Source organism: Calditrichota bacterium (assembly GCA_014359355.1).
Taxonomy (GTDB): domain Bacteria; phylum Zhuqueibacterota; class Zhuqueibacteria; order JANLFK01; family Oleimicrobiaceae; genus Oleimicrobium.
Window position 1 is genome coordinate 1 of sequence record JACIZP010000008.1, and the last position, 11,174, is coordinate 11,174.

At 61.9% G+C, this 11,174-nt stretch carries 10 protein-coding genes; 9 read left to right on the plus strand and 1 reads right to left on the minus strand.

Annotation, left to right across the window (positions count from 1 at the left end; all coding sequences use genetic code 11):
- The coding region (locus H5U38_00160; protein MBC7185424.1) for a hypothetical protein at nt 1-355 on the minus strand (355 nt) is incomplete at its 3' end.
- A gap of 159 nt (nt 356-514) precedes the next feature.
- On the opposite strand from H5U38_00160, the gene H5U38_00165 reads away from it, so the two are divergent.
- The 9 genes from H5U38_00165 to H5U38_00205 form a co-directional block, all read left to right on the plus strand.
- Nucleotides 515-2,107, plus strand: a complete 1,593-nt coding sequence (locus tag H5U38_00165; protein MBC7185425.1) for a 2,3-bisphosphoglycerate-independent phosphoglycerate mutase — start codon at nt 515-517, stop codon at nt 2,105-2,107.
- 56 nt (nt 2,108-2,163) lie between these two features.
- Entirely contained in the window at nt 2,164-2,589 is a 426-nt protein-coding gene (locus H5U38_00170) for an archease (protein ID MBC7185426.1), read from the plus strand.
- A 33-nt stretch (nt 2,590-2,622) separates the two neighbouring features.
- On the plus strand, nt 2,623-4,065 hold the full coding sequence (locus H5U38_00175) for an RtcB family protein (protein MBC7185427.1): 1,443 nt from the start codon (nt 2,623-2,625) through the stop codon (nt 4,063-4,065).
- An 18-nt stretch (nt 4,066-4,083) separates the two neighbouring features.
- A complete protein-coding gene (gene ligA / locus H5U38_00180; protein ID MBC7185428.1) occupies nt 4,084-6,093 on the plus strand; it encodes an NAD-dependent DNA ligase LigA in 2,010 nt (669 codons plus the stop codon).
- Between the two features lie 3 nt (nt 6,094-6,096).
- Nucleotides 6,097-6,909: a M48 family metalloprotease gene (locus H5U38_00185; GenBank protein ID MBC7185429.1), complete on the plus strand. Its 813-nt coding sequence runs from the start codon at nt 6,097-6,099 to the stop codon at nt 6,907-6,909.
- 52 nt (nt 6,910-6,961) lie between these two features.
- On the plus strand, nt 6,962-7,318 hold the full coding sequence (locus tag H5U38_00190; GenBank protein MBC7185430.1) for a YtxH domain-containing protein: 357 nt from the start codon (nt 6,962-6,964) through the stop codon (nt 7,316-7,318).
- Nucleotides 7,319-7,444: 126 nt separating this feature from the next.
- Entirely contained in the window at nt 7,445-7,825 is a 381-nt protein-coding gene (locus H5U38_00195; protein MBC7185431.1) for a DUF948 domain-containing protein, read from the plus strand.
- 91 nt (nt 7,826-7,916) lie between these two features.
- Nucleotides 7,917-10,598, plus strand: a complete 2,682-nt coding sequence (locus tag H5U38_00200) for a cation-translocating P-type ATPase (protein ID MBC7185432.1) — start codon at nt 7,917-7,919, stop codon at nt 10,596-10,598.
- A 347-nt stretch (nt 10,599-10,945) separates the two neighbouring features.
- On the plus strand, nt 10,946-11,174 hold a 229-nt coding region (locus H5U38_00205), incomplete at its 3' end, for a V-type ATP synthase subunit E (protein MBC7185433.1).

Sequence of the window (11,174 nt, forward strand, 5' to 3'; positions counted from 1 at the left end):
CCAGAGCTGCCGAGATAAAGAGGTCGTCGGGGAGATTGAATCCAGGACTGACCTTGTGGTTGTCCTGGTAGTGGATCTGGCGCAAGCCTAACTCCAGGTGGTCGCTGACGGCGTAGCGCAGCCCAACGTTGCCCTGGATGTCCCAGTAGGTGACGTGGAAGAGCCGGCCACTGGGTTGGGTGTACTCAACTTGCTTGAAATAGGCTTCCGAATAGGCAATGGCCACTAGCTCGCCCCGCGGCAGCGAACGGGCCGTGGTGCTGAGGCTCAATCCGTGAGGCCATTCGGTGGCGGCGACCTCCGCCGAGAGGAGGGTGAGCAACAGTGGTGCGATACAGCGAAGGCTGATCCTCATCAGGTACTTGCTCCAGTGGCGCTTTCGTTTTGAGGTAAATTTACCAATCTACCGCGACTTTTGCAAACTATTTGTCTCCGGAAAAGGAGGGAGTGCGTGGAGAAACTGCAGCGTCTTGAACATTTCCCGGGCCGCAAGGGCCCCTTGCTTGTGGTGATCATGGATGGCATAGGAATCTCAAACCATGAGGAGGGGAATGCTGTCCGTTTGGCGCGCACCCCAACCCTCGACTGGCTTCTTGCGACCTGCCCTCATCTGTTGCTTCAGGCGCATGGCACCGCAGTGGGCCTTCCCTCTGACGAGGACATGGGCAACTCCGAGGTGGGACATAATGCCATTGGTGCTGGCCGGGTCTTCGACCAGGGCGCAAAGCTGGTCAACCGCTCGCTGGCCACTGGCGAGATGTTTGCCGGGCCAGTGTGGAGGCGCCTTATCGATAATTGTCTGCGCCATGATACACCCCTGCACTTCATCGGGCTCTTCTCCGATGGCAACGTGCACAGTCACATCGACCACTTGAAGGCGATGTTGGTGCAGGCCAAACGGGAGGGGGTAAAGAAGGCCAGAATCCACGTGCTGCTGGACGGCCGCGACGTGGGCGAAACCTCCGCCTTGGACTATGTGCTGCCGTTTGAGGAGTTCTTGGCGGGCCTCAACCGCGAGGGGGTCGACTACCGCATCGCCAGTGGCGGCGGCCGCATGAAGATAACCATGGATCGCTACGAGGCAAACTGGGAGATGGTGGCCCTGGGATGGAAGACGCACGTGCATGGCCAGGCCGAGCAGTTCCGCTCTGCCGCCGAGGCCATCACCACCTTCCGCGCGCGGCATCCAGGTGTCATCGATCAGGACCTCCCGCCATTTGTCATCGCCGAAAACGGGCAGCCGGTGGGCAAGATCGAGGACCACCACTCGGTGATCTTCTTCAACTTTCGCGGCGACCGGGCCATCGAAATCAGCAGGGCTTTTGAGGAGGAGCAGTTCGACAAGTTTGATCGCAGCCCGCGCCCGAAGGTAGAATACGCCGGCATGATGCAGTACGATGGCGACCTCAAGATCCCCAAGAGCTACCTCGTCGCGCCTCCGGCAATCGACCGCACCATGGGTGAGCTCCTCGTAAACAGCGGAGTGCGGCAGTTCGCCTGCAGCGAGACGCAGAAGTACGGGCACGTCACCTACTTCTGGAACGGCAACCGCAGCGGCAAATTCGACGAAGAACGCGAGGAATACGTTGAGATTCCCTCCGACATCGTGCCCTTCGAGCAGCGCCCGTGGATGAAGAGCGCCGAAATCACTGACCGCACCGTCGAGCTCCTCAAGAGCGGCAAGTACCGGTGGGGGCGGATCAACTATCCGAATGGCGACATGGTCGGGCATACTGGCGTGCTGCAGTCGGCCATCATCGCCGTGGAGGCCGTGGACCTGGGGCTGAAGCGGCTGCTGCCGGTGGTGAGCGAACTTCACGGCCTGGCCATCATCACTGCCGACCATGGCAACTCCGAAGAGATGTTCGAGCGGAAGAACGGCAAAGTGGTCACCGACGCAGCGGGCAACCCAAAGGCGAAGACGAGCCACACGCTCAACCCAGTGCCGTTCATCATCTTTGACCCCGACTACGCCGGAGAGTACCGCCTGCGGGAGGATCTGCCGCGCGCAGGCCTCAGCAACATAGCCGCCACCATCTTGCAGCTGTTGGGCTTCGTGCCCCCTGAGGATTATGACCAGAGCCTCATCGAATTTGTGCGCAAATAGTTGTTGACTATGGCGCGGCTGTTTGCTACATTGAAGCAGTAAGAGCGTGCGAGGGCATGGGCACAAGGCGACACATCGAGCTCGTGGATCACACAGGCGACGTGGGCATCCGTGTGCGGGCCGCGGAGCTGCCGGAGCTGTTTGTGCTCGCTGCCGAGGCGATGTTCCAGATCATTTGTCCAAGCTGTGCGGTGCGGAAGAGCCTGACCCGCCATGTGGCGGTGGCAGGCGACGACCTGGGCCAGCTCTTGGTGAACTGGCTGTCAGAATTGAACTTTTGGTTCTGCACTGAACAGGAACTTTATGGGGAGTTCCGCATTAGCTCATTGGGCGATGGTTTTTTGCGAGGAGTGGCTCGCGGAGAGAAGGTCGACCCGCAACGCCACGCCATTCGCACCGAGATCAAGGCAGTGACGTACCACAAGCTCTACGTGACGCAACGCGACCAGGAGTGGGAGGCGCAGGTAATCTTTGACATCTGACCCTGGAGAGGCGAAAGGGGAGGATGGCGCGATATGAGTGAGCCGAAGCTGCGTAAGGTCAACGACTTCCTCTGGGAGATCCCAAAGGAGGGCAAGATGCGTGTCCCGGGCCGCATCTATGCGTCTGCCGAGATGCTCCCGGACGTTACCCGCGACAACGCCCATGAGCAGGTGGCCAATGTGGCGCAGCTGCCGGGCATCGTCAAGTTTTCTTTGGCAATGCCCGATATTCACTGGGGATACGGTTTTCCCATCGGGGGCGTGGCTGCCTTTGATGTTGAGGAAGGGATCATTTCCCCGGGCGGAGTGGGTTACGACATCAACTGTGGGGTGCGCCTGCTGCGCACCGATCTGCAACGCAAGGCCATTGAGCCGAAGATCAAAGAGGTGGTTGCCGCCCTCTTCCGTGCCATCCCCAGTGGCGTGGGCTCCAAGGGGCAATTGCGCCTGAGCGCCCAAGAGGAAAAGCAGGTGCTGGTGGAGGGTGCTCACTGGGCGGTGAAGAACGGCTACGGCCGGCCTGAGGACCTCGACAAGATAGAAGAGAACGGCAAAATGCAGGGGGCAGACCCGTCGGTGATCAGTGCGAAGGCCATGGAACGCGGGCGCCCGCAGCTCGGCACCTTAGGGTCCGGCAATCACTTCGTCGAGGTGGGCTACGTGGAGGAGGTCTTTGACCAGCGGCTGGCAGAGGCGCTGGGGATGTTCAAGGACCAGGTGACCATTATCGTGCACACCGGCTCGCGAGGATTTGGCCATCAGGTGTGCGACGACTACATAGCCGTGATGATGCGCGCCAGCCAGAAGTACGGCATCGAGTTGCCCGACCGCCAGCTGTGCTGCGCTCCGGTCAAGTCGCCGGAGGGGCAGCAGTACTTGGCGGCCATGGCATGTGCGGTGAACTTTGCCTTCTGCAACCGGCAGATGATCACCCACTGGACGCGCGAGGCGTTCGAGAAGGCGATGGGCATGAGTCCCCGGGACATCAACGTGCAGGTGGTCTATGAGGTGGCGCACAATATCGCCAAGCTGGAGCGTCACCGCGTGAATGGCAAGGAAATGGAACTCTGCGTACACCGCAAGGGTGCCACCCGTGCCTTCCCGCCTGGCCATCCCGACGTTCCAGAGCAGTACCGCGCCATCGGCCAACCAGTGCTTATTCCTGGAGATATGGGAAGATACTCCTACGTCCTGGTGGGCACGCAGAAGGCTATGGAGGAGACCTTCGGTTCCACCTGCCACGGCGCGGGTCGGGTAATGAGCCGCCACCAGGCCATCAAGAGCGCACGTGGCCGTGCCTTGCATCGCGAGTTGGAAGACCATGGCATCTTCGTGATGGCCTCAAGTCGGGAGACCATGGCCGAGGAGATGCCGGAGGCCTACAAGGATGTGTCGCAGGTGGTGGAGGCGGTCCACGGGGCCGGCATCTCGATTAAGGTGGCCAAGCTGCGGCCGATGGGTGTGATCAAGGGCTAAGCTTCTTGGGGGTGAACCGTGCAACTTGAGCAGGCCAAGCGGCGCATCGAGGAGCTGCGACAGCAGATCCACTACCACAACTACCGCTACTACGTGCTCGACGCACCGGAGATATCCGATGCGGAGTACGACAGGCTGATGCGAGAGCTTGTGGAATTGGAGCAGCAATTCCCTGAGCTGGTGACTCCGGATTCACCCACGCAGCGCGTAGGGGCCCCGCCGCTGGAGGCGTTCGAGACGGTGCCGCATGCGGTGCCCATGCTCAGCCTGGACAACGCTATGAACGAGGCGGAGTTGGTGGAGTTTGACGCCCGCGTCAAGCGCGCCTTGAGCCTCAGCGGCGATGTCGAGTACATGTGCGAGCCCAAGCTGGACGGCTTAGGGGTGGAGCTGGTCTATGTCGACGGCGTCTTTACCCTGGGATCGACCCGCGGCGACGGGATGACCGGCGAGAACGTGACGCAGAACTTGCGAACCATCAAGAGCATCCCATTGCGTCTTCTGGCAACTGCCGAGCCGCCGCCTGCGCGGCTGGAGGTGCGGGGCGAGGTAATCATGGAGAGGGAGGCCTTCGAACGCCTGAACCGGCAGCGGGAGATGGCTGGCGAGCCCCTGTTTGCCAATCCCCGCAACGCTGCTGCAGGGAGCGTCCGGCAACTGGACTCGAGCATCACAGCTTCCCGTTCCTTGGACTACTACTGCTATGCCCTTGGCCGGGTCGAGGGAACGTCGTTTGCAACACAACAAGAGTTCCTGCAGCGGGCCAAAGCCTGGGGCCTGAAGGTGAACCCGCATGTGCGGCTGTGTCGCGGCGTCGCTGAGGCAATTGCCTACCACCAGGAGATGCAGCAGTTGCGGGACACATTGCCGTACGAGATTGACGGTGTGGTGGTGAAGGTGAATCGCCTCGACCTGCAGGAACGCCTGGGGGTGCGCACCAGGAGCCCGCGCTGGGCCATTGCCTACAAATTCGAGGCGCGCCAGGAGACGACGCAGATCATTGACATCGTGGCGCAGGTGGGGCGTACAGGCGCCCTCACGCCGGTGGCAGTCATGCGACCGGTGCGCGTGGGAGGCGTCGAGGTCAGCAGGGCCACCTTGCACAACCAGGACGAAATCGACCGCAAGGATGTGCGCATCGGCGATTGGGTGGTCGTGCAGCGCGCCGGCGACGTGATCCCGGAGGTGGTCGCAGTGATCACCTCCCGGCGCACCGGGCAGGAGAGGCCCTATCGTTTGCCGTCCACCTGTCCCGTGTGCGGAGGGCCAGTGGTGCGCTTGGAGGGCGAGGCAGTGCACCGCTGCCAGAACATGCGCTGCCCAGCGCAGCTCAAGGAGCGCATCCGCCACTTTGCCTCTCGCCGTGCCATGGACATCGAGGGCCTGGGCGACAAGCTGGTGGACCAGCTGGTGGACAAGGGGTTGGTCAAGGATGTGGCCGACATCTACTTCCTAACTCGAGAGCAGATAGCCGAATTGGAGCGCATGGGGGAAAAGTCCGCGGACAACCTGTTGCGGGCCATCGATGCCAGCAGGCGGCGAAGCTTGGACCGCCTGGTCTTCGCCCTGGGCATCCGCTTTGTGGGGGAACACGTGGCCAAGGTGCTGGTCAAGGCGTTCGGCAGCATCGAGGCGCTGAGCCACGCCACCTTGGAGCAGCTGATGAGCGTGCACGGCATCGGACCGCAGGTGGCTGGCAGCGTTCGGCAGTTTTTCTCCCAGGAGGAGAACCTGCGCACTTTGGAGCGGCTGCGCCAGGCAGGGGTTGCCATGGCCCCCGCGCCCAAGGTCACCGCAGGTCCTTTGGCGGGCAAGACGTTTGTCTTTACCGGCGCGCTCGCTTCATTCACCCGGGAGGAGGCGCAGCGCCTGGTTGAAGAGCTGGGTGGCCATGCCGCCTCCTCGGTGAGCAAAAAGACCGACTATGTCGTGGTCGGTACTGACCCTGGTTCCAAGGCAGAGAAGGCGCGGGAGCTCGGGGTGCCGATGCTCACGGAAGATGAGTTCAAAAAGCTCATTGGCAGGTGAGACGTGTCTGCACTCCAGCGGGATCTCGTCAAGCTCATTCTGGTCGCAACAATTCTCTTTCCCATGACGACCTGTTCCTCTTCGGTCGGCAAGCGTCACCAGGTGAGACTCATCACCGTTGACCAGGAGTTAGAGCTGGGGAGGCTGTGTGCGAAGGAGGTAGCGCGGAGCTACCCGGCCCTCGCCGACAGCGAGGCGGAGAAGTACGTCGCTCAGCTGGGCCGGCGCATCGCGGCACACTCGGACTGGGCAGGCTTGAACTTTGCGTTCCGCGTCATCGACTCCGAGGAGGTATACAGCTTTGCGCTTCCAGGCGGTTACGTCTACGTCTCGAGAGGCATGCTCGAGCTGCTGGACACGGCCTGCGAGCTTGCGGCGGTTCTGGCCCATGAGGTAGCGCACGGAGCGTGCCGACACGGCGCCGAGCAGGTGAGCGCCCGCTATGGCTTGGCCCTGGCGTCAGAGTCACTCTTTGGGGCAAACCCGGCTCTCGCACGGCAGGTAGTGGCAGAGCTTTTCACCTCAAGAGGAATTCTTGCCTACGGCCGCCCGGCAGAAGAGGAAGCCGATGCACGCGCAGTTAGCTACCTGGAAAAGGCCGGTTACGACCCGCAAGGCCTGGTGCGCGTGGTAGAACGCCTGCGCGTGGTGGAGGAGCAGCGGCCGCAGGCCCTGGCTAAATGGCGCGTCACCCATGATCCGGCCAAACAGAGGCTGAAGTGGGTCAAACGGACAGTGAGGCGTCTCTCGATCCCCGAGGGATTGGTGGAGGACGAGCCCGATTTTCGTCAAATCAAGAGCCGGCTGCAAGGTTGAAGTGGCTTGGTGAGATGTGAGGAGAGGACTCATTTTTTCGGAGGAGAAAGCAATGAACAAGGAAGGCGGTGCTTTTCTGAAGGGGTTTTTGATTGGTGGAGCCGTTGGCGCCATCATTGCGCTGCTGTACGCCCCTAAATCCGGGAAAGAGACGCGCGAAGATATCAAGAAGCGCACCGAGGAGTTCCTTGAGGAGGCCGACCGCGAGCTGGCAGAGCTCAAGAGACGCGCGGCCACGCTGGTGGGCGAAGGACGCCGTCGTGCCGCAGAGCTGGCAGAGGAGGCCGAGGAGAAGGTAGAGCAGGCCAAGAGCGCTGTGGCGGAAAAGACGGGGCGCTTGCGCCGGGCGGTGGAGGCTGGTGCTCGCACCTTCGCCGAAGAAAAGGGCAAGAAAGGCGCAGAAAGCTAATCGGTCCAGCACGAGCGACAGAAACGGTGCCGCCGCAGAACCCCTGGGGCGGCACCACCCCTGGCCGTTGCCCCGGCCCGTCATGCCGGACAAACGCGGCCTTTGTCTGCAGGAAGGAGCTCTGCCATGTTGACGTCCATTAGCGTCACGGTCATTGCCGCCTTTATTGTCATTTTTGTCCTCGCGCTCATTCCGGTGCTGTGGCAGATCAGGCGTGCCGCTAAGGAGGCCGAGAAGCTGATGGAGACGGTCCGCCTCCAGATAGCGCCTGTTGCGCATGACGTGGCACGGGTGGTCGACGACGTACGCGACCTCGTCAAGCAGGCGCAGCGGCAGATGGGCAAGGTGGAAGAGAGCGTCGATGCAGTGCGCGACACGGTAGTCAAACTGCGCGACGTGGAGAGTTTGCTCCGCGACCGCATCGAGAAGCCTCTGCTTGGCATCGTCGGCACCGTGGGGGCGCTGCTCAAGGGCGTGCGCGTCTTTTTGCAGTACGTCCGCAAGTAGAAGGTCTCCGGCAGTCCAGACCTGCTGTGGTCAAACCGATGTACGATGGTGCACTGGGTGGTGGAGACAGGGCTCGGGACGACATACATCCATGAACCAGCCTCTCTGGCATACCCTTTCGTGTGAAGAAGTTCTGCGGCAACTGGGGAGCAGCAGCAGCGGTCTCAGTAGCGGCGAGGCCGCTCGCCGTCTTGACCAGTACGGCGCTAATGAGCTGGAACGTGCCGAGGAAATCTCGCGGTGGAAGATCTTCCTCGGCCAGTTCAAAAACGTCCTCATCGTTATCCTTCTCGTTGCCACGGCTATTTCTGCAGCCCTTGGCCACAGTACTGAGGCCATCGCCATCTCCTTGATCGTGCTCTTTTCCGTCTTCATGGGCTACGTGCAGGAGTACCGGGCGGAGCGGGCGCTGGAGGCACTGCGCCGCATGGCCGCCTTGCGTGCCACCGTGATCCGCGACGGCACGGAACAAGAGATTCCCTCCCGCGAAGTGGTCCCCGGTGACATTGTGCTGCTTTCTGCGGGTGACAAAGTGCCTGCCGACGGCCGTCTCTTGGAAGTGGTCAACCTCCAGGTCGACGAGGCAGCACTGACCGGCGAGTCCCACCCGGTGGAAAAAAGCGCTGCGGCCATAGAGAACGGTGCCCTTCCGATTGGCGACCGGCTGAACATGGTGTACAGTGGCACCGTCGTCACTTATGGGAGGGGACAGGCCGTCGTGGTCGCCACTGGAGCGCGGACCGAATTTGGCCGGGTCGCCGAGCTCCTCAAGACCGTGGAAGCCGCCAAGACTCCGCTCCAGGAGAATCTCAATCGCGTGGGCTCCATCCTGGCGCAGGTGGCGTTGGTCCTGGTCGCCTTGATTGGGGTGCTGGGCGTACTGCGCGGCAAGCCTCCGCTGGAGATGTTTCTCTTCGCCATTGCCATGGCCGTGGCTGTGGTGCCAGAGGCCCTGCCGGCAGTGGTCACCATCGCCTTGGCGCTTGGGGTGCAGCGCATGGCCAAGCGCAATGCGCTCATTCGCCGCCTGCCCGCCGTGGAGACGCTGGGCAGTGCGTCGGTGATTTGCACTGACAAGACCGGTACGCTGACCAAGGACGAAATGACCGTGCGCCGCCTTTATGTGGGCGATCGCCACATAGAGGTGACTGGCGCAGGTTACGAGCCGGTCGGGCAGTTTCTCTGCCAGGGGGAGGTGGTCGAGCCCACTTCTGATCCTGTGCTGCATCGGCTGCTCCGGGCAGCGGTGCTGTCCTCGGATGCCCACTTGGTGCACCACGAGGAGACGGGCCGCTGGACGATCCGCGGCGATCCCACCGAAGGGGCGCTGCTCACCCTGGCCGCCAAGGCAGGTGTGCACAAAGCCGAGCTCGAGGCAGAGTACCCGCGGGTCCAAGAGATCCCTTTCTCCTCCGAGCGCAAGCGCATGACCACCCTGCATCGAGGCCCCTCGGGGGTGGTCGCCTGCGCCAAAGGAGCCCCCGAGGTCATCCTCGGCTCTTGCTCCTTTGTGGCCACAGCCAAAGGGAACGTGCGCCTGCACGAAGCGACGCGGGAGCACATTCTGCACCAGGCCGCCGCCATGGCTGGCGAGGCCATGCGTGTGTTGGCCATCGCCTGGAAGCCTGAGGCCAGCACGGAAACCGCCGAGCAAGGGATGATCTTCCTGGGGCTTGTGGGAATGATTGACCCGCCACGGCCGGAAGCAAAGGAAGCCTTGCGGCGCTGCCGTGAGGCAGGCATCCGCGTGGTGATGATCACCGGCGACCACCCCATCACCGCCCAGGCCATCGCCAGTGAGCTGGGCCTGACGCAGAGTGGCACGGCGGTCACCGGCAGCCAGCTCGACGCTATGACTGAGGAGGAGCTGGAGGCGCGCGTCGAGGAGATCGACGTCTATTCGCGGGTGGCGCCGAGCCACAAGTTGCGCATCGTTACAGCCTTGCAGAAGAAGGGGCACGTGGTCGCCATGACCGGCGACGGGGTCAACGACGCGCCCGCGCTCAAGAAAGCCGACATTGGCGTGGCCATGGGGATTACCGGCACCGATGTGAGCAAAGAGGCGGCGGCAATGACGCTGACCGACGATAACTTTGCCTCCATCGTTGCCGCCATCGAGGAAGGGCGGGGCATCTTCGACAACATCAAAAAGTTCCTCATGTACCTCTTGTCCTCCAACGTGGGCGAGATTGGCCTGATGGCAGGCGCCCTGCTGGCCGGGCTCCCGCTCCCGCTGACTGCGGTGCAAATCCTCTACGTGAACTTGGCCACAGACGGGTTTCCTGCCCTCGCCCTGGCGGTCGATCCGGCAGCGCCCGATATCATGCAGCGGCGCCCACGGCGGCCGCGTGCTGGGATTTTTACCAAACCCGTGGTCGTCCTGATGGCCTTTGCCGGGTTCTGGTCAACAATGATCAATCTCGGCCTCTTTTCCTGGGCCTACCGGAGTGGAGCAACCGCCCAGGAGGCCATGACCATGGCCTTCGTCTCTCTGATCGGCATCCAGTTCTTGAAGGCGTACAACTTCCGGTCAGATCGCCATTCGGCCCTGGACCGCCCATTTGCCAACAAGTGGCTAAACCTGGCGATCCTGTGGGAGATGCTTCTGTTGTGCGCAATTATTTATGTTCCTTTTTTGCAGCGCGTGTTCGGGACGTATGCCTTACCAGCAAGTGATTGGCTGATTGTGGGACTGGCTACCGCAACGATCTCACCCTTTTTGGAGTTTGTGAAGTGGCTGGTTAGGCGTGGGTGGTTGGGTGCCCTGGAATAGCCCTTCGACACCTGCTGGGTCAACAGCGCGGCACGAAGGCCATCGGACGAACAGCGATGGAGCGCCGGCCCAGCCTCGACTCGCACGGAAGGTTGGCACCAGAGGCGGCTGTGGCTGGTGAAGGCGGCGCGACCAGTCATAGATTGCCTGCTCCCCAACCTGAGGTGGGAAGGGTTTGCTTCCTGGGCAAGCAAGCTGGACCTTCGGGTGGCAATGCGAGCTGTAGTGGATGAGGCTGCGAGAAAGACTGTCCCGAAAAAAACCTTTGCAGTTTACCTGAAAACAGGATATATTTTTAGCCTTGAAGGGGCAAATTGCTGGCGTGTGCGAAGCGGAGGAGATGGGTGATGGAAGTGAAGCTTGAAAGCCTGATTGAGAAGATCAAGCAGGAGGGCATCGAGGAGGCGCGGCAGACCTCTCAGGAGATCATTGCCAAAGCGGAGGAGGAGGCAGCTGCCAAGCTGCAGAAGGCCGAACAGGAGGCAGCGCGCATCGTGGAAGAGGGAAAGGCGCAAGCGGCCCGCTTCCAGCAGAATGCCGAGCGAGCCCTGCAGCAAGCAGCACGCGATACCATCC